Source organism: Micromonospora rubida, from assembly GCF_009908295.1.
Lineage (GTDB): Bacteria > Actinomycetota > Actinomycetes > Mycobacteriales > Micromonosporaceae > Micromonospora > Micromonospora rubida.
The window spans coordinates 91,818-111,028 of sequence record NZ_JAAALO010000011.1; the positions used below are offsets into that span (position 1 = coordinate 91,818).

The 19,211-nt window shown below is 73.2% G+C and carries 15 protein-coding genes; 8 read left to right on the forward strand and 7 right to left on the reverse strand.

The genetic code is table 11. The annotated features are described in order from the left end of the window. The first annotated feature begins 66 nt into the window (after window positions 1–66). Window positions 67–2,487: a helix-turn-helix domain-containing protein gene (locus GVV04_RS28520; protein ID WP_161692095.1), complete on the forward strand. Its 2,421-nt coding sequence runs from the start codon at window positions 67–69 to the stop codon at window positions 2,485–2,487. A gap of 103 nt (window positions 2,488–2,590) precedes the next feature. Here GVV04_RS28520 and GVV04_RS28525 read toward each other — a convergent pair whose 3' ends face one another. From GVV04_RS28525 to ngcE, 3 genes are read right to left on the reverse strand one after another with little or no spacing between them, the layout of a single operon-like run. Further along, on the reverse strand, window positions 2,591–3,505 hold the full coding sequence (locus GVV04_RS28525) for a carbohydrate ABC transporter permease (protein ID WP_161692096.1): 915 nt from the start codon (window positions 3,503–3,505) through the stop codon (window positions 2,591–2,593). Further along, a complete protein-coding gene (locus GVV04_RS28530; RefSeq protein WP_161692097.1) occupies window positions 3,502–4,410 on the reverse strand; it encodes a carbohydrate ABC transporter permease in 909 nt (302 codons plus the stop codon). Before GVV04_RS28530 ends, GVV04_RS28525 begins: the two co-directional genes overlap by 4 nt. Next, window positions 4,407–5,822, reverse strand: coding sequence for an N-acetylglucosamine/diacetylchitobiose ABC transporter substrate-binding protein (gene ngcE, locus GVV04_RS28535; RefSeq protein WP_161692098.1), 1,416 nt, complete (start codon window positions 5,820–5,822; stop codon window positions 4,407–4,409). The genes GVV04_RS28530 and ngcE overlap by 4 nt, the downstream gene beginning before the upstream one ends. A gap of 155 nt (window positions 5,823–5,977) precedes the next feature. Between ngcE and GVV04_RS28540 the strand changes: the two genes are divergently transcribed. Beyond that, entirely contained in the window at window positions 5,978–7,351 is a 1,374-nt protein-coding gene (locus GVV04_RS28540; protein ID WP_161692099.1) for an acyltransferase family protein, read from the forward strand. Here the strand turns inward: GVV04_RS28540 and GVV04_RS28545 are convergent. Both GVV04_RS28545 and GVV04_RS28550 read right to left on the reverse strand, forming a co-directional pair. Further along, window positions 7,323–8,807, reverse strand: a complete 1,485-nt coding sequence (locus GVV04_RS28545; protein WP_161692146.1) for a CoA-acylating methylmalonate-semialdehyde dehydrogenase — start codon at window positions 8,805–8,807, stop codon at window positions 7,323–7,325. The two genes, GVV04_RS28540 and GVV04_RS28545, sit on opposite strands and share 29 nt — an antisense overlap. A gap of 58 nt (window positions 8,808–8,865) precedes the next feature. Next, window positions 8,866–10,173: an aspartate aminotransferase family protein gene (locus tag GVV04_RS28550; protein ID WP_161692100.1), complete on the reverse strand. Its 1,308-nt coding sequence runs from the start codon at window positions 10,171–10,173 to the stop codon at window positions 8,866–8,868. 261 nt (window positions 10,174–10,434) lie between these two features. Here GVV04_RS28550 and GVV04_RS28555 point away from each other — a divergent pair, with 261 nt between their 5' ends. Continuing rightward, window positions 10,435–11,463 (forward strand): hypothetical protein, encoded by a 1,029-nt coding sequence (locus GVV04_RS28555; RefSeq protein WP_328822625.1) that lies wholly within the window; start codon window positions 10,435–10,437, stop codon window positions 11,461–11,463. Window positions 11,464–11,522: 59 nt separating this feature from the next. On the opposite strand, the gene GVV04_RS28560 is transcribed toward GVV04_RS28555, so the two are convergent. Then, the gene (locus tag GVV04_RS28560) at window positions 11,523–12,197 is read right to left on the reverse strand and encodes a Tat pathway signal sequence domain protein (RefSeq protein WP_161692101.1); all 675 of its coding nucleotides are present in this window, start codon (window positions 12,195–12,197) and stop codon (window positions 11,523–11,525) included. Window positions 12,198–12,666: 469 nt separating this feature from the next. On the opposite strand from GVV04_RS28560, the gene GVV04_RS28565 reads away from it, so the two are divergent. The 4 genes from GVV04_RS28565 (at window position 12,667) to GVV04_RS28580 (ending at window position 16,166) form a co-directional block, all read left to right on the forward strand. Next, the gene (locus GVV04_RS28565) at window positions 12,667–13,455 is read left to right on the forward strand and encodes a TetR/AcrR family transcriptional regulator (protein WP_235967160.1); all 789 of its coding nucleotides are present in this window, start codon (window positions 12,667–12,669) and stop codon (window positions 13,453–13,455) included. 230 nt (window positions 13,456–13,685) lie between these two features. Beyond that, the gene (locus GVV04_RS28570; RefSeq protein WP_161692102.1) at window positions 13,686–14,315 is read left to right on the forward strand and encodes a DUF6230 family protein; all 630 of its coding nucleotides are present in this window, start codon (window positions 13,686–13,688) and stop codon (window positions 14,313–14,315) included. Window position 14,316: 1 nt separating this feature from the next. Next, window positions 14,317–14,931, forward strand: a complete 615-nt coding sequence (locus tag GVV04_RS33635) for a DUF6114 domain-containing protein (RefSeq protein ID WP_235967161.1) — start codon at window positions 14,317–14,319, stop codon at window positions 14,929–14,931. Between the two features lie 257 nt (window positions 14,932–15,188). Next, on the forward strand, window positions 15,189–16,166 hold the full coding sequence (locus GVV04_RS28580; RefSeq protein ID WP_161692103.1) for an NAD(+)/NADH kinase: 978 nt from the start codon (window positions 15,189–15,191) through the stop codon (window positions 16,164–16,166). A gap of 258 nt (window positions 16,167–16,424) precedes the next feature. On the opposite strand, the gene murD is transcribed toward GVV04_RS28580, so the two are convergent. Next, a complete protein-coding gene (gene murD / locus GVV04_RS28585; RefSeq protein ID WP_161692104.1) occupies window positions 16,425–17,774 on the reverse strand; it encodes a UDP-N-acetylmuramoyl-L-alanine--D-glutamate ligase in 1,350 nt (449 codons plus the stop codon). Window positions 17,775–17,861: 87 nt separating this feature from the next. Here murD and GVV04_RS28590 point away from each other — a divergent pair, with 87 nt between their 5' ends. Continuing rightward, window positions 17,862–19,211: a hypothetical protein gene (locus GVV04_RS28590; RefSeq protein WP_161692105.1), complete on the forward strand. Its 1,350-nt coding sequence runs from the start codon at window positions 17,862–17,864 to the stop codon at window positions 19,209–19,211.

The following is a 19,211-nucleotide window of genomic DNA, read 5'->3' on the forward strand; positions in this document are numbered from 1 at the left end:
GACCCACGGAAGGGTGAAGGAGTGATCGACAATTCCGACCCCTCGGGTCCAGTGACGGAGCAGGACTTGTTGACGGAGCTCAACCGCCTGCGGGTGCGCGCCGCCCGGTCCCGGGGCAAGGCCCGGCTCTCGCTCCAGGACCTGGAGGCGGCCACCGGCGTGCCCAAGAGCAGCCTGTCCAACTACCTCAACGGCCGCAGCTTGATGCCGATGGACGTGCTCGACCGGTTGCTGCTCGCCCTCGGCGTGCCCCCGGCCGAGGCCGGGGCGTGGGCCACCCGGTGGGAGCGGATCACCGGCGACCGGCTCGGGACGGCGCGCTCCATCCTCGGCCCGCAGATCTCCGCCGCGCGGGGCGCAGACCCGGCGCCGCCGACCGGCGCCGACTCACCGGCGCCCGACCGTCCGGGACCGGCGCTGCCGGCTCCCGCCCAACTCCCACTCGCCACCGGCGCCTTCACCGGGCGACAGGATGCCCTGGCGGAACTCGACGAACTGCTCACCGACGTCGACCTGAGGCCGAGAGCCCCGATCATCGGGGTCGTCACCGGAGACGCGGGCGTCGGCAAGACGACCTTGGTCATCCACTGGGCACAGCGGGCGCGCGAGCGCTTCCCGGACGGGCAGCTCCATGTCAACCTGCGGGGCTTCGACCCGGCGAGGACGCCCGTCCCGCCCGCGGCGGCGCTCCGCGATCTCCTGGACGCATTCGATGTGCCACGGCACCGGATCCCCACCGGCCTGGACGCGCAGATCAACCTGTTCCGCACCCTACTGACCGGCCGCCGAATGCTCCTGGTGCTGGACAACGCCCGGGACACCGACCATGTCCGCCCGCTACTGCCCGGCTCCGCCGGCTGCCTGGTGCTGGTGACCAGCCGCGGCCAGCTACCCGGTCTGGTCGCCGTGGAGGGCGCCCGGCCGGTCACCCTGCCCCTGCTGCGCGCGGAGGAGTCGAGGACGCTGCTCACCCACCGACTCGGCGAACGCCGTGTGGCGGCGGAGCCCAGCGCGGTCGACGAACTCGTCGACCGGTGCGCCGGCCTGCCGCTGGCCCTCGCCGTCGTCGCCGCCAGGGCCGCCACCCACCCTCACTTCCCGCTGGCCGCAGTGGCCGACGAATTGCGAAACGCCCCACGACGGCTGGATCCACTGGGCGGGGCAGATCCGGGCATCGACGTGCGGGCGGTCCTCGCCTGCTCCTACCGGCGGGTCAGCGCGCCGGCCGCCCGACTGTTCCGGCTGTTCGGGCTGGTCCCCGGGCCCGACATCGGGATCGCCGCCGTGGCCAGCCTCGCCGGGGTGCCGGTGGCCCAGGTCCGGCCGCCGCTGGCCGAGCTGGTGCAGGGCCACCTGGTCACCGAGCACCGGCCGGGCCGATTCACCTGCCACGACCTGCTGCGCGCGTACGCCGGGGAACTGGTTGACGCGGACCCGGAGCCCGACCGGCGAGCGGCGACCCGCCGGGTGCTCGACCACTACCTGCACGCCGCGCACGGCGCCGAGCGGCCGTTGCAGCCGCCCCGGGGTCCGATCGCGCTCGCCGAGCCGGCACCCGGGGTGACCCCGGAACGTCTCGACGACCGGGCCGCCGCGCTGGTCTGGTTCGCCGCGGAGCACCGGGTGCTCGTGGCCGCCGTCGAGCACGCGGCCGACACCGGCCACGACGGGCACGCCTGGCAGCTCGCCGCCGCCTGCGTCAGCTTCTTCGACCTGCGTGGGCACTGGCACGACTGGACCGGCACCCAGGAGATCGCCCTGAACGCCGCCCGTCGGCTCGGCGACCGGGCCGCCGAGGCCCACGCACACCGCTTCCTCGGCGGCGCCGCGACCCGGCTCGGCCGGTTCGTGGACGCCCACACCCACCAGTCGCGGGCGCTGGAGCTGTTCGGTGAGCTGGGCGACCGGCTCAACCAGGCGTTCACGCACCGCAGCCTGGGCTGGATCGCCGAGCGGTCGGGCCAGCACGCCACCGCGCTGCGACACGACCTGCTGGCCCTGGAGTTGTTCCGGCGCACCGGCGACCGCGGCGGGGAGGCGCGGACCCTCAACTCGGTCGGCTGGTGCCACGCCCAGCTCGGGGACCACCGGCAGGCGATCGCGGACTGCGAGCGGGCGCTGGCCCTGCTCGACGAGCAGGGCGACCTGGACGGCGTCGCCATGACGCTGGACAGCCTCGGCTACGTCCACCGGCTGCTCGGCGAGCACGCCCGGGCCGTCGAGCTGTATCGCCGGGCCCGGGAGATCTTCGTGGCGCTCGGGGACCGGCACGGCGAGGCCGAGGCCGGGGCGAACCTCGGCGACACCCTGCGCGAGGCCGGCGACCCCGAGCAGGCCGCCGCCGCGTGGCGGCACGCGCTGGCCATCCTCGACGACGTCGACGACCCGAAGGCCGCCGGGGTCCGGGCCAGCCTCGACGAGCTGGTCTGCGCCGAACTGGATCCGGACGGCCCCCGAACCGGCCGCCGACGACGGCAGTCCGGGTGAGCCGGCCGGCGGGGGCGGCCGGGACCATGTCAGCCGGGCCGACCCCCGCCGCGCGTTCGGTGGGACCGCCGCGCCAGAACCGCTCGCGGCGGCTACCGGTCGGCTACTTGAGCTGGCCGGCGGTGAGGCCGGACTGCACCTGACGCTGGAAGATCAGGTACACCACCAGCACCGGGATCACCGCGATGGTGAGGCCGGCGAAGAGCTGGGCGTAGTCGCCGGCGTACCCCTGGCTGATCGACAGGGCGGCCAGGCCCTGGGCGAGCATCCACTTCGACTCGTCGCCCTGGAGCAGCACCTGTGGCAGCAGGAACTGGTTCCAGTGGCTGAGGAAGTTGAAGATGGCGACGCTGATCAGTCCCGGTCTGGCCATCGGCAGCATCACCCGGAAGAACAGCCGGAAGTGGCCGCACCCGTCGACCAGCGCCGCCTCCGCGACCGAGGTGGGCAGGGTGCGGAAGAACGCGGTGAGGAAGAAGACCGTGAACGGCAGCGAGTACGCCGCGTAGACCAGGACCAGCCCGGTCCAGGTGCCGAACAGCCCGGCGCTGCGGACCACGAAGAACAGCGGCACCAGGGCCAGGAAGACCGGGAACATCAGCCCGCCGACGAACAGGTAGTAGGCGAGCTGGCGGCCCCGGAACTCGTACCGGGCGAAGACGTACGCGGCGGTGGCCCCCATCAGCATGGTGAGGGCCACCGAGCCGGTGACCACCACGGCGCTGTTGAGGAAGTACCGGCCGATGTGCGCCCCGGTCCAGGCCCGGGCCCAGTTGTCGAATTGCAGCGCGCCGGGCAGGCCCCACGGGTCGGCGATGATCTCGGCGTTGGTCTTGAACGAGCTGACGAGCATCCACAGCAGCGGCAGCACCGTCAGCGCGCCCCAGAGCAGCAGGAAGCCGTGCGAGAGGAAGTTCACGACCCCCCGCTCGCGGCGCACCGGCCGGGGTTTCCGGGCGTCCCGGGCATCCCGGTCACCGTCGACGACCACGCCGACGGGCCTGTCCAGAGCGGTCATGACAGCTCGATCCGTTCCCGCCGGCTGACCCGCAGCGCCAGCACGGCCACCGACAGGGTCAGGAAGAACATCACCACGCCGATCGCCGACGCGTAGCCGAACTTGGTCTCGCTGCCGAACGCCGTGTCGTACATCCGCACCCCGATCACGTCCGAGGAGAAGTTGGGGCCGCCGTTGGTCATGAGCTGCACCAGGATGAACCCGTCCAGGGCCGCGACGGCCAGGTAGATCCAGGCGACCTGCACGGTGTCCCAGAGCAGCGGGATGGTGATCCGGACCAGGGTGGCCCACCGGGACGCCCCGTCGAGCAGCACCGCCTCGTAGATCTCCCTCGGGATCGCCGACATGGCGGCCCCGAAGAGCACCACGTAGAACCCGACGTTGGACCACACCATCACCGCCAGCACGCACCAGAAGGCGAAGTCCGGGTCGCCCAGCCAGGCCGGCCCGGACACCCCCACCGTCCCGAGGATGCCGTTGATCAGGCCGCTCGTGGGGTGGTAGGCCTCCTTCCACAGCGCCGCGATGATCACCACGGACAGCACCTGCGGGAAGAAGTAGACGGTGCGGTAGAACGCGCCGCCGCGTACCCCGGTGACCCCGGCCCGGCCCCGGCGCCCACCCATGCTGAGCATGGTGGCGAAGAACAACCCGAACGCGATGGTGAACACGGGCACCAGGGCGAGCAGGATCGCGTTGTTCTTCAGCGCGTTCCACACGTAGTCGTCGTGCCACAGGGCCTTGAAGTTGGCCAGCCCCACCGGGTTGGCCTCGGCCGAGTAGCCGAGCCAGTCGGTGGTGGAGATCTGGAACGCCTGCAGGTACGGCGACACGACGAAGACGACGTAGAGCAGCAGGGGCGGCACCAGGAAGGTGACGATCAGCGGGATTTTGCCGTGCTTCACGCCGACCGCTTGTACTTCTTGATCGAGGTGTCGGCGGCGATCGAGTCGGCGCCCTTCTGGCACTGGTCGAGGAACTCCGCCGGGCTGATCCGCCCGCTGAAGAACTCACCGCAGGCGGCGTCGACCAGGTTGCGCTCCAGCTTGCGGTAGTAGTTGTTGTAGACCCAGTTGAAGCCGTTGGCGCCGGACGCCTCCAGGGCCTTGACCACGGTGGTCAGCCCGTACGGCAGCTCGACGCCCTCAGCGGCACCGGCGATCACGGTGAGGCTGGAGACCTTCTTCGTGAAGTCCTGTGCGCCCTGCTTCGACAGCATGGTGCGGAAGAACTCCAGGCCACCGGCGGCGTTCTTCGCCTTGGCCGGCACCATGAACGGCTCGCCGGCGGTGCCCCGGACCGCCTCGAACGGCAGCTTGTCGCCGGCGCCCAGGCTCGGGGTGGGCGCGACGGTCATGTTGAACCCGGCCGGGGTGACCGCCTTCTGCTCGTTCTCCAGCCAGGAGCCGCAGGAGATGAACGCGGCCTTGCCCTGGCACCACGCGGTCTGCGACTGGACGTGGTCCAGGCCGGGCGAGCCGTCGAGGATGAACTTGTCCTTGACGATCTGGTGCCAGGCGTCGGCCGCGGCCTTCATCGCGTCGGACTTCCAGGCGTTCGGCTCCAGGTTGTCGATCGCCATGGCGACCGAGGGGCCACCGAACTTGATCGCGGTGGAGATCACCGGCCAGCTCATGTAGCGGGGGTGCTTACCCGCGTACGTCCAGGGGGCGATGCCCGCGGCCTTGATCTTCTTGCACAGGGCGATGTGCTCGTCCCAGGTCTTCGCGTACTCCCAGCCCCGGTCGGCGAAGAGCTTGGTGGAGTGCCAGATGCCGTAGACGGTGTAGGTGTAGTTCATCACCAGGAACTTGCCGTCGTACGAGCCGACCTCGACCGCGCCCGGCAGCAGGGTGTCCTTGACAGTCTTGCCGGGGATGTCGAGGCTCGGCGCGGCGAGCAGCTCGCCCAGGTCGGCGAGGGCGTTCTGGGAGACCAGGCCGTTGAAGTCGATCTGCCCGGCGCCGGAGTTGTTCACCACGTCCGGCGGGGTGCCGTCGACGAAGCGCGGCTGGAGGGTCTTGCTGATCTCCGTGGTGGCCGAGTGCTTGATCTTGGCCTTCGGGTGGTTCGCCGTGTACATCGCCTCGTGGGCCTTGGCGTAGTCCTCGCCGAAGCCGCCGCTGAAGATGACGACCTCCAGCGGGGCGTCCTCGGCGACCCCGAGCGGGTTCTGCGCGGACTTGGTGCCCTTGTACACCTCGGCGTCGGCGGAGTCGTCGCCGCCGGAGGTGGCGCAGCCGGCGAGCAGGCCGGCGGCGGGGGTGGCCAGCAGGCCGGCGGCGGCGCTGCGCCGCAGGATGTCACGCCTGTCCATCGTTGCTCCTCGGATCGTCCCGGGTGGATCGTTGTTTCTCTTCACGTCACTGAAGTCAACTGAAGAATTTCTACGGCAGGAGCCCGTCGACTTCAAGCCCTGGCCGCCGAACCGTTATCACCACCGGGCCACCAGGGCTGGCATAGCCTGAGCCCATGCGCCGTCTCCGGCAGCTCGCCGAGCGCACGCCGGCCGGGCGCGAGCGCTACGTCGACCTGCTCCGGGCGGTCGCGATCGGGATGGTCGTCGCCGGTCACTGGGGCGTCACCGTGATCGGCCGGGACGCCGCCGGCCACCCCACCGGGCACTCGGCGCTCAACGACCTGCCGTGGGCGTACCCGCTGACCTGGGTCGCCCAGGTGCTTCCGGTGTTCTTCCTGGTCGGCGGGTACGCCAACGCCGCCTCGCTGACCGCGCACCGGGGCCAGGGCGGCGACGCCACCGGCTGGCTGCTCGACCGCAGCGCCCGGCTGGTGCCGCCGACCACCGTCCTGCTGGTGGTCCTGGCCGTCGGCGCGGCGGGCGCCCACCTGCGGGGCGCCGACCCCGCCCAGGTCCGCCAGGTGGTCTGGTTCGCCACCATCCCGCTGTGGTTCCTCGTGCCCTACCTGGCCGTCGTGGCCCTCACCCCGCCGATGTACGCGCTGCACCGCCGCTTCGGACTGGCCGTGCCGGTGGCGCTGGTCGGGCTGGTGGCCCTCGGCGACCTGGGTCGGCTGACCGGCCCGGCGGCGCTGGCCACCGGCAACCAGTTGGCCGGCTGGCTCGCCGTGCACCAGGTCGGCTTCGCCTGGTACGACGCCCACGCCCGCCCGACCGGGGACCCGGGACGCGACGGCGCCCGGCACCCCCTGCCCACCTCGCGGCGGGCGGCGACGGCCCTGCTGGTCGGCGGGTTCGGCACGCTGCTGCTGCTCACCACGATCGGGCCGTACCCGGTCTCCATGCTGCACGTGCCCGGCCAGCGGATGGAGAACGACGGCCCGCCCAGCCTGGCGCTGCTCGCCCTGTTCACCGCCCAGCTCGGGCTGATCCTGCTGCTGCGCGACCCGGCGCGGCGGTGGCTGCGCCGGCCGGGCCCGTGGCAGGCGGTGATCGCGGTCAACTCCGTGGTGCTGACCATCTTCCTCTGGCATCTCACCGCCGCCCTGCTGCTGATCGGGCTGCTGGACGCGGTCGGCCTGCTGCCCACCCCGGCGGCGGGGACCGCGGCCTGGTACGCCTGGCGGGTGCCGTGGCTGCTGCTGCTCGCCCTGGTGCTGGCCGGCCTGGTCGCCATCTTCGGGCCCGTCGAGGCACGGGCCGGCCGGCGCCACCCCGCCGGGGGGCGGTCGACGGGTCGCCGGCCGGCCCGGACCGCGCTGGTGGTCGCCGGGTACGTCTCCGTGCTCGGCGGGCTGCTGGTCAACACCGTCACCTCGAAGAGTGCGCCCGCGCCGCTGGGGCTGCCCACCCCGGCGCTGGTCGGGTACCTGGCCGGGGCGGGGCTGCTGCGGCTGTTCAGGTCTGGGTGGGGAACCCGAGGTTGACCCCGCCGTGCCGGGGATCGGGCCACCGGCTGGTGACCACCTTGCCGCGGGTGAAGAACGCCACCCCGTCGGCGCCGTGGGCGTGCAGGTCGCCGAAGAGGGACGCCTTCCAGCCGCCGAACGAGTAGTACGCCATCGGCACCGGGATCGGCACGTTGATGCCGACCATGCCGACCTCCACCTCGTGCTGGTAGCGCCGGGCCGCGCCGCCGTCGTTGGTGAAGATCGCCGTGCCGTTGCCGTACGGGTTGGCGTTGACCAGGTCCACCGCCTCGTCGTACGAGCCGACCCGCAGGACGCCGAGCACCGGGCCGAAGATCTCGTCGGTGTAGATCGACATGTCCGGGGTGACCCGGTCGAACAGGGTCGGGCCGAGCCAGAACCCGGCCGGGTCCCCGTCCGGGGCGACGTTCCGCCCGTCCAGCACCGGGACCGCCCCGGCGGCCACCCCCGCCTCGACGTACCCGCGCACCCGGGCCGCGTGCGCGGCGGTCACCAGGGGGCCCATGTCGCAGCCCCGCCGGCCGTCGCCGGTGCGCAGCCGGGCCATCCGCTCGGCGATCCGCGCCACCAGGGCGTCGGCGACCGGCTCCACCGCGACCAGCGCGGAGATCGCCATGCACCGCTCCCCCGCCGAGCCGAACCCGGCGTTGACCGCCGCGTCGGCGGCCAGGTCCAGGTCGGCGTCCGGGAGCACCACCATGTGGTTCTTCGCCCCGCCGAGGGCCTGCACCCGCTTGCCGGCGGCGGTGCCGCGCTGGTGCACGTGCCGGGCGACCGGGGTGGAGCCGACGAACGACACCGCCCGCACGTCGGGGTGGTCGAGCAGGGCGTCGACCGCCTCGGCGTCGCCGTTGACCACGTTGAGCACCCCGTCGGGCAGGCCGGCCTCGGCGAACCACTCCGCCAGCAGCAGCGCCGCGCCCGGGTCCTTCTCGCTCGGCTTGAGCACCACCGCGTTCCCGCAGGCCACCGCGACCGGGACGAACCACAGCGGCACCATCACCGGGAAGTTGAACGGGGAGATCACCGCGACCACCCCGAGCGGCTGGCGCAGGCTGTACGAGTCGACCTCGGTGGAGACGTTCTCGCTGAACCCGCCGCGCAGCGCCGAGGGGATGCCGCAGGCGTACTCGATGACCTCCAGGCCGCGCTGCACCTCGCCGGCGGCGTCGGCGAGCACCTTGCCGTGCTCGGCGGTGATCACCTCGGCGAGCCGGTCCCGGCGGGCGTTCACCAGCTCGCGGAAGGCGAACAGCACCGCCGTCCGCTTCGCCAGGGAGGCGTCCCGCCAGCTCCGCGCGGCCCGCCCGGCGGCCCGCACCGCGACCGCGACGTCCGCGGCGCAGGCCAGCGCCACCTGCCCGGTACGCCGGCCGGTGGCCGGGTCGAAGACGTCGCCGCGCCGGGTGGACGTGCCGTCGACCCGCCCGCCGTCGACGAAGTGCCCGATCACCGGCCCGTCCCCCGCCGCGCTCACGCCGCCGCCCCGGGCGCCGCCGCCGAGGCGCGGTTCACGCCGCAGCCTCCGGTGCCGCCGCCGAGGCGCGGATCGCGTCGACGAGGATGGCCAGCCCCTCGCGGGCCTCGTCCTCGGTGAGGGTCAGCGGCGGGCCCATCCGCAGCACGTTGCCGTACAGGCCGCCCTTGCCGACCAGCAGGCCGCCGGCCCGGCACGCCTCGAACACCCGGGCGGTCAGCGTCGCGTCGGGCTCGACGCCGCCGGGATGGACGAACTCGACGCCGAGCATCAGGCCCTTGCCGCGCACCTCGGCGACGCAGTCGAGGCCGCCAACGGCGGCGCGCAGGCCGTCGGCGAGGATCGCCCCGGTACGGGCGGCGTTGGCCTGGAGGTCGTGGTCGAGCAGGTAGTCCAGGACGGCGTTGCCGGCGGCCGTGGAGACCGGGTTGCCGCCGAAGGTGGAGAAGCTGATCGCCGGCACCGACTCCATGATCTCGGCCCGGCCGACCACCCCGGCCAGGGCGAAGCCGTTGCCGATGCCCTTGGCGAAGGTGAGCAGGTCCGGGGTGACGTCGTGCGCCTGGTACCCCCAGAAGTGCTCGCCGGTGCGCCCCCAACCGGTCTGCACCTCGTCGGAGATCAGCAGGATGCCGTGGGCGTCGAGTTCCTTCTTCCAGGCGGCGAACAGGCCGTCCGGGCCGTGCACGAAGCCGCCGACGCCCTGGACCGGCTCGGCGATCAGGCAGGCCACGTCGCCGGCCGTCTGGGTGGCGAGCACCTCGCGCAGGTCCTCCAGCGCCGCGTCGACCCGGTCGGCCGGGTCGAGCCGGGACAGCAGGCCGCGCAGCCGCTCGCCGGAGTGCAGCCAGGCCACCTGGAGGGGGTTGAGCGCGCTGGCCGACCAGCTCCGGTTCCCGGTGACGCCCATCGCCGCGTACGACCGGCCGTGGTAGCTGTTGCGCACCGCGAGGATCTGGTGCGAGCGGCGGTGGTTGGTGGCGGCCAGCAGGGCGGCCTCGTTGGCCTCGGTGCCGGAGTTGGTGAAGAACACCCGGGCGTCGGGGATGCCGGAGAGCCGGGCGACCTTCTCGGCCAGCTCGACCTGCTGGCGGATCAGGTAGAGCGTGGAGCTGTGCACGACGCCCGTGCGGAGCTGCCGCTCGACGGCCTCCCGGATCTCCGGGATGTCGTAGCCGATCATGTTGGTCAGCACGCCACCGAAGAAGTCCAGGTAGCTGCGTCCCCGCGCGTCGGTGACCCGGCGACCGGAGCCGGCGACCAGCTCGATCGGCTCGGCGTAGTAGAGCGGCATCCAGGACGGCAGCACGGCCCGATGCCGGGCCAGCAGGTCGTCGGTCATTGGTCGCACCCTCCAGGCGTTGGCGGTCACCGCACGCTCCCACCTGGACGGCGCGGGGACAACTGCCACTGTGTAGCGCACCGCCGGCCGTCGCCTGACACCACGTCAACCGACGGCCACGATTTCCGACGCACTCCGGGCAGAAAGACGGCGTTTCCGGTTGCCGAAGCCGGCCGACACGACTCTTTCCGCAGCGGGCCGGTCGGCGCGCCGGCCTGATCGCGAGGCCCGGGGCGGGCGGGTGCCGGTACGATCCGGCGGGTGCCGATCATCCCGGACGACCTGTCGACGCCGCGTCCCCGGCACGCCGACGCCCACGTGGCGCTGCCGAGCGGCGGGGCGGGCACGACCCCACAGGAGATCGCCGACGGCGTGCGGTCCTGGGTGACGTCGCCGCCGCTGCGGGAGCTGGTGGCGCGCTTCGGCGGGGAGTGGCCGGCCGGGGACCTGGCGACGGTGCTGGCGTGGCTGGACGACTTCTCCGCCCGGCACTGGGACTTCCGGGGCGGCCGGGAGCGCCCCGAGGCCCGGGAGCCGGCCCTCGACCCGCGCACCGCCGGGCTGGTGCTCGCCGCGGCGTCCGCGCTCGGCCTGGTCCGCCCGGTCCCGCCGGCCCGCCCCGGGTACGCCCACCTGGTCGTCCTCGGCGGGCTGGCGCACGCCTGCCTGCGCCGGGTCGGGTACGCCGAGCACCTGCTGCGTTCCGGCACGCGGGTGGCCGGCGAGGTCGCCGTGCTGGGCAGCTTCCGTCCGCTGTCCGACGCCGAGCTGCGGGCGCTGGCCGAGGCGGGCGTGGGAGGCGTGACGGGCGGGGACACCGAGGTGGACGCCCTCGACGCGGCGGTCCGGCTGGCGTTCCGGGTGACCGGGCCGACCGCGTCCGACGGGGCGGACGCCGGACACCCGCACCACTCCTGGTCCTCGCGGACCTACCGGCCGGCGGGGCTGCCCCCGGTGCGGGTGCTCGCCGCCCCGTCCAGCGAGCCGGACCGGCGGAGGGCGCACACGGCCGACACCCAGCGGTTCTGGGCCGAGCACGTGCGGCTCTCGCCGGGCGATCCGGTGCTGGTGGTCACCGCGCCGATCTACGTGCCGTTCCAGCACTGCGACGCGCTGCGCACCCTCGCCGTGCCGTACGGGTGCGCGATCGAGACCGTCGGCGTCGACCCGGAGGTGCCCGACCTGGCCCGGCTGCCCGAGCCGGCGCTCACCCCGGGCCGCCACCTTCAGGAGATCCGCTCGGCGATCCGGTCGATGCGCGCCCTGCACGCGAGCCTCGCCGCCGGCTGAGGCGGCGCGGGCCGACGCCCGACGGGAATGTCGGACGCCGACCCGGACCGGGTGCGCGGTCAGTTCACGTAGACGATCGGGCTGCCCGCCTGGGTGGTGTCCCGGATCGGCGAGTACGTGGCGCTGAAGTACGCGGTCGAGAAGCAGGTGCCCGGCCCCGAGGACTTGGTGAAGGGCTGGTTGACGAAGGCGATCGAGGTGGTGGCGTTGGACGCCGTCCCCTTCACGGTGTTGCCGTTGGCCTTGTAGACGCAGGTGATGTTGCCGAGCAGGGTGCGCAGCGAGACGGTGCTCTGGATCGGCCCGGTGAGGGTGACCGCGCCTGCGCTGGTGACGGAGACGGAGTACGGCAGGTTGTCGACGATCACACTGTTCACCCCGAGCGTGCCGACCACATTCGTGGTGCAGCTGGTGAAGCTCTGCACGGTGAGGCTCTCGGTGGCGGTCCCCGGCGCGGCCGGGTTGGTCAGCACCTTGGCGCTGAAGCTGGACGCGGCGCACTTCACGCCGGTGGTGCCGGTGGCGGTGGAGTAGAAGTTGGCGGTGGTGGTGGCCTTCAGGCTGGCCTGCAGGACGTCTCCGACCGCCGCGGCGGTGCCGGCCGCGCTGCCGGTGGTGAGCACCGTGTTGGCGAGGGAGTCGGTCGGGGCTGCGGCGGCGGGGGCCGCCGCGACGAGGGAGCCGAGCAGCGCGACGGCGGCGAGGCCGACGAGGGCGCGTCCGTACCTGGGCATGGTGGATCCTTTCGACGGTGGTGCGACGGTGGCGGCCGACCGGGGTCAACGTGCCCGGCATGGACCGGGCGCGACCGGACGGCCGCTCGGGGACGGCCGCGGCGGGACGGTCGCGGCCGGTGGGCCCGTCGCCGGGGACGGCCGGCGACGGGGTGGGCGCCGCCGGGGCGGCGCGATGTGCGCGGATCAGTGGCCGGGCGACCGGTGAACCACCGGGCGGCCCGAGTCCTTCCGGTCGGTCAGCGGGCGGTGCGGGCTGGCGCACTGCGGCGCAGCCGCGTCACCTGCGCCCTTCCGGCCTTGGGGGCGAGGGTGCGGTCAGCGATAATGGCGAACATCGAGCCCTCCTTCGGCGCTGCTCGGTGCGACCATCAACAAAGATGACCATGAGTGACACGACCGGAACTCAACGTGGTGAAGTTATAAACCCCGGAGGGTCGCAAAGTCAATCGTTGATTCACGGAGGTCGATGCCAATGTCGCTGGCGCCCCACCCCGCGGCCGGGGCGACCCCCCTGCCCGGAGCCCGCCCCGGCCGCGACCCCGAACGGGCGATCAAACGCGGCCCACGCCGCCTGTCCGCCGAGGTGGTGGCGGCGACCCAGCGCGACCGACTGTTCGACGGACTCGTCCACGAGGTCGCGGCGAGGGGCTACGACAACGCCCGGGTCACCGACATCTGCCGCGCGGCCGGGGTGACCCGCCCCGCCTTCTACGCCCTCTTCGCCGGCAAGGAGGACGCCTTCCTGGCCACCTACCGGCACGGCACCGCCGTCCTGCTGCGCCTGATGGATGACGCCTACGCGGCGGCCGGGCCGGACTGGACGGACGCCACCCGGGCCACCCTGCGGACCCTGCTGGAGGTGCTGGCCAGCGTGCCCGCGTTCGCCCGGATGGCGCTGGTGGAGATCGACGCCGCCGGCCCGGCCGCCCGAGGCGAGCGGGACCTGCTGCTGGCGGAGTTCCACCGGTTCTTCCACCCGCCCCGCCCCCGGTCCCCGCTGCCCGAACAGGACGACGAACTGCTGGTCACCGCCGTGGTCGGCGGCATCCACACCACCGTCCGCCAGCGGGTCGCCCAGGGGCGCACGGCGGAGCTTCCCCAGCTCCTGCCGGCACTGACGTACGCCATGACGGCACCGTTCCTCGGCCCGGCCGCCGGCGGGCGGGCCGCCCGGACCGCCGACGCGGACGCCACCCCCGGCGTCACGGCCCCCTGCGCGGCCGACCCGGCCCGGCCGCCCAGGCGGGGAGCCTGACCGACCCGCCGGCCACGATCAGAAACCGCTGCGGTTTCTCACTATTGGCCGCATTTCGCAGATCCGCCAATTCCACCGGTCGTTAATCTTGACCCACCCCTTACTCGGCGGTAACTTCGCGGTGCAGCGACCCGAACAGCACAACGCGCAACCAATTCAGATCATCCCCCATGATCCGCGGCGCGTTCATCGCATTGTCGCGGACGAATCGATCTCGAAGAGGAGCCGTCATGTCGGACGACACCGTACCCATCGAACCGGTCCCACCCCAGAGCGGCGTGCGCTGGCGCCGGTTCGCGGCCAGCCTGGCCGTCGTCGGCGCCGGCGCCGCAGGAATGGTGGTGCTCACCGCCCAGGGGGTGCTCAGCGCCCAGTTCGCGATCTCCGGAATGCCCTTCGTGGTCACCGCCGACAAGCTCAGCGGGACCGGGTTCGAGCAGTTCGCCACCCTCGACCAGATGATCGAGGACAGCCCCAACCAGGGCGACACGGGCGGCCAGGTCGTCGTGATCGTCTCGGCGATCGACAAGGCCGAGCTGACCAACCTGTGCCAGAGCATCAACCTCGGCGGCATGTACATGAAGCTCACCGCCGGCGGCGACGGCAAGCCGGTCAGCGCCCGCACCCTGGTCGTGGACTCGGACGAGCTCTCCGGCAACGCCTCGTTCAAATCCATCGACATCGGGCAGGACGCCAGCACGCTGGACCAGGTGCCCGGCGTGCGGGGCAACCCGGGGGTCTTCGGCCAGCAGGCCGACACGGTGACCATCACCGACCTGCGGCAGAACAACTACGCCACCACGGCGGCGGTCTTCACCCTGCCGAACCTGCGGATGCGGTTCACCTCCGAAGGATGCTGAGATGACCGACGGTGGCGGGGCACGCGCGGCCAGGGCGTGGCGTGGTGGCGGGGCGCGCGCGGCCGGGGCGACGCGCGGTGGTGAGACGCGGGGCGGCCGGTGGCGGGCCTGGCGGCGCAGCCGCCCCTTCTGGGGCGGGCTGCTGGTCGCCCTCGGCGGCGCCGAGATCCTGCTGACCCTGCGCGCTCCGCTGCCGGTGATCCTGCACATCGGGCCGCAGGGGCTGGCCGGCTACCTCGGGCCGGTCATCCTGCTGCTCTGCGGCGTGCTGCTGGTGGCCCACCCACCCCAGCGGGTCTTCTACGCGCTGGTCTCCCTGGTGCTCGCCCTGGTCTCCTGGCTGACCTCCAACCTGGGCGGGTTCTTCGTCGGGATGTTGCTCGCGCTGGTCGGCGGTTGCCTGGCGTTCGCCTGGACCCCGGCCAGGACGCCCCGCCCCGGCACCGCCCCGGCGACCCGCCCCGCCGCGACGACCGCAGTGGACCCGATGGACCCGGAGGACGACCCGGAGACTTCCGCAGGCCCAGAGGCTTCCGCAGGCCCGGAGACTTCCGCAGGTCCCGAGCCCGTCCCCGTGACCGACGGGCGGCACCGGTGGGGAGTCGACCAGACGTAGCCGCGCGGGTGGGCGCACCGGACGGCCTGGCCTGCGGGGGCCGGTGCGGGCCGGCACCTTCGGCCAGGGAACGCGCGCCAGCCGGGTGCGCGGCCCCGGCGCCCACCCCCACGACGCGGTGAGCAGGCACTACGCGAGCGAGCCGGCCGGGGATGGCTTTCCCGGTGCTGCGGACCCCCGGGCCGCCCGGTGCGTAACCTGTGCCCTGATCGGGTGGCCCTGCGGACAGACCGGCCCACCCGGGACGGGAGAAAAGCATGACCGACGTGCCCACACCAGGACCGGAGCCGTTCGTCCTGGGCCTGGTGGTTCATCCGCGCAACGACGTCAGCGAGTCGGTCGCGACGGTGACGCGGGCCGCCGCGCAGCACGGCTCCCCCGTCGTGGCGCGCCCGGGCGACGCCGCCCGGCTGGGCGACGGCGTGCTGGCCATGGACGACCAGGAGTTCGTCGAGCGCGTCGACGCCGTGATCAGCCTCGGCGGGGACGGCACCATGCTCGGCGCCATGCGCCTGATGGCGGGGCGGCAGACTCCCGTGCTCGGCGTCAACCACGGCAACCTCGGGTTCCTCATCGAGGTCTCCCCGGCGCAACTGCCCGCGGCACTCGACGAGATGGTCAACGGCCGGTTCAGCCTCGAACCACACAGCTGCCTGGAAGTCGACGGCGATACCGACTCCCTCGGGCCGGCGACCGCGTTCAACGACATCGTGCTCACCGGCGAGCGTCCAGGGGCGGCGGTGACCCTGGACCTGGAGATCAACGACGTCCGCCACGGCTACTACCGTTGCGACGCGGTGATCGCGTGCACACCCACCGGCTCCACCGCCTACAACTACGCCGCGGGAGGACCGGTCATCTCCCCGTCGATCCCCGCGATCGGGCTGACGCCGGTCGCGCCCATGTCGGGCATCAGCCGCACCATCGTCCTCGGCGGCGAGGAAACCGTCACGCTCCGCAACCCATCCGAGCGGGAGACCCTGCGGATGTCCCTCGACGGCGCGGCCGTCAGCCGGATCGGGCCCAAGGGCCACGTGATCCTGCGGCTACGACCGAACGTCGTCAACGTGGTCCGGTTCGACGCCGCCGCCCTCGGGCGACGCAACCGCGTCAAGCTCAGCCTCCTCGACCTGCCACTGCGCCCCGACCAACTGCTCGAACTCGTGCCCGAGCACCTGCGGGAGCGCGCCCGGCGGCTGCGGCAGTCGCGGGACGAGGCGGCCTCGTCGGACTAGATTCTGTCGCAATCCTGGGCCCTCTTTCGCGAACGCCCCGGGAGATCGCCGCCCCCTGCCGCCCCGCACGCCGGCCAGTCGAGCGGCGGCCGGCCAACTGCGCCCCGCGCCCGGTCGGGGACCTGCCATCCGGCTCCTATGGAGCTGCCCCGTCTACGCTCCCGCTCAATCGGTAGCACAAACGGGGCAGCTCCATAGGAGCCGAAGGAGGATAGGCCGACCCGGTGAAGGCCGATGATGTCGGCAGCACGCGCATCCCTAACCGGCGGCGGTGTCCCGGACCGCCTCGGCGAAGACCTCGGAGCGGTGCTCGAAGTTGCGGAACCGCCCGTAGCTGGGCGCGGCCGGGGAGAGCAGCACCACCCCGTCGGCCGGGGTCAGCTCCCGGGCCCGGCGCACGGCGGCGACCAGGTCCTCGACCATCTCGGTACGCACCTTCGGCAGCCCGGCGAGGGCGCCGACGATCCGCTCCCCGCTGTCCGGGATGCCGAGCACGGTCAGCTCCCGCTCGGTCAGGTGCTCGCGCAGCGGCGTGTAGTCCAGCCCCCGGTCGGTGCCCCCGACGATCACCGTCAACGGCCGCCCCTCGTACGCGTCGATCGCGTGCATCGCCGCGTAAGGGCTGGTGGCCAGGGTGTCGTCGACGAAGGTCAGCCCGGACGGGTCGGCGATCTCGGTGAGCCGGTGGGCCAGCCCCTGGAACCCGGCGACCGCGACGGCGAGGGTGTCCTTCCGGGCCACCACGTCCACGCCGAGGGCGTCGAGCACGGCGAGGGCGACGCACAGGTTGCCCTCGTTGTGCCGGCCCACCAGGGGCAGCACGGCGCGGGGGAACAGCGGCCGGTCGGCGAGGTGGAACCAGGGCGTGCCGTCCGGGCCGGTGGCCACGTGGGTGGTGTCCGGGGAGCCGGCGCGCACGGCCGGCCGGTCGCCCAGCTCGGCGACGAGCCGCGGGTCGGCGACGTTGACCACCACGGTCTCCGGCCCGTACGCCAGCAGGTTGAGCTTGTCCCGGTAGTACTCCCGCTCGCCGCCGTGCGCGTCCAGGTGCTCGGGGAAGAGCGCGGTGACCGCCGCGACCCGGGGCGAGTCGGTCAGGTCGGTGCACTGGTAGCTGGACAGCTCCAGCACGTAAAGGTCGGCCTCGGGCAGGTCCAGCAGCGGCACCCCGATGTTGCCACCGAAGACGTTCGGTCGGTCGACCGCCGCGAGCAGGTGGCTGATCAGGCTGGACGTGGTGGACTTGCCCTTGCTGCCGGTCACCCCGACGGTGCGCCGGGCATGGTCGGCCATCCACAGCGCGCTGCCCTGGGTGACGGTGACGCCCCGGCGGCGCAGCTCGACCATCCACGGGTGGGTGTTCGGCACCCCCGGGGAGCGGACCACCACGTCGGCGGCGGCCAGCCGGGCGAGGCCCTCGTCGCCGGTGACCAGCGGGGCCGCCTCGGCCAGCGGGCCGTCCCACGGCAGGGCGAGGAAGTTGGCGCTGTCGTCCACGGCGACCAGGCCGGCCGGGCCGTGCGCGGCGATCGCGGTCACCGCCGCCCGGCCCTCCCGGCCGGTGCCCCAGACGGCGACGGTACGTCCGCGCAGGTCAGACAGGCGCACGAGTGATCTCCTCAGGGCTGGGGTCGGTCGGCGGCCCGGTCCGGCGCAGCCGGGCACGGCCGGACGAACCAGGGCCTAGTATGGCGTGTGCCCAACGAGCAGCTCCGGCGGATGGACGCCTTCACCTTCCCGTCCTACTCGATCGACCTCTCCACGGGAGAGGCGTTGTTCGACTACGCCCTCACCGGCCCCGACGGCGAGCAGCGGTTCACCGAGGTGATCACCCTGCCGCTGCCGGCCGAGCCGCCCTCGGACGAGACGGTGGCCACCCTGGGCCGGGTCCTGGAGCTGCTGCACATCGTCGCCGGGGTCAGCTACTACAAGGCCGCCGCCCCGCCCCGGCTGGTGCTGCCGGCGCCGCTCGGCCCGGCCGCCGCCGAGCTGGTCACCGCCGTCTACGCCAGGGGCCTCGCCGAGTACGCGTACCGCAACCAGCTCCCGCACGTGCTGGAGCTGGCCCCGGAGATCCCGCCGGGGTCGGTGTCGCCCGCCCGCGAGTACGACAACTCCGACCTGCGCCCGCTGTCGGCCGTCGGCGGCGGCAAGGACTCCATCGTCAGCCTGGAGGCGCTGCGCCGGGCCGGCCTCGACCCGGTGCCGTTCTCGGTGAACCCGAACCACGTCATCGTCTCGGTCAACGAGGCGTCCGGGCTGGCCCCGCTGGCCGCCCGGCGGCGGCTCGACCCGGTGCTGTTCGACCTCAACGCGGCCGGCGCGCGCAACGGCCACATCCCGGTCACCGCGATCAACTCGCTGATCGCGGTCGCCACGGCGGTGCTCAACGGGCTCGGCCCGGTGGTGATGTCCAACGAGCGGTCCGCGTCCGACCCGAACCTGGTCTGGAACGGGCACGAGATCAACCACCAGTGGTCCAAGGGGGTCGAGGCGGAGGGGCTGCTGCGGGCGGCGCTGGCCGAGCACGCGGGGCTCACCGAGCCGTACTTCTCGCTGCTGCGCTCGCTGTCCGAGCTGCACATCGCCCGGCTGTTCGCCGCGATCGACCGGTACGACGACGTGGTGACGAGCTGCAACGCCGCGTTCAAGCTGCGCGACGCCAGCGAGCGGTGGTGCCGCGACTGCCCGAAGTGCCGGTTCGTCTTCCTGGCCATGGCGCCGTTCATGCCGCGCGAGCGGATCATCCACATCTTCGGCGGCGACCTGCTGGCCGACGAGGCCCAGATCCCCGGCTACCGGGAGCTGCTGGGCGTGGACGGCCACAAGCCGTTCGAGTGCGTCGGCGAGGTCGAGGAGTCAGTGGTGGCGCTCAGCCTGCTGGCCGAGCAGGACCAGTGGCGCGAGGCCCCGGTCGTCCGCGCCCTGGTCGACGCGGTCCCCGAGACCGCCTGGTCGGCGGCAGCCAACTCGGACGTCTTCACCCCGGGCGGCCCCAACCACATCCCCGCCCCCTACGCCAAGTCCCTGACCACCCAAACCTGA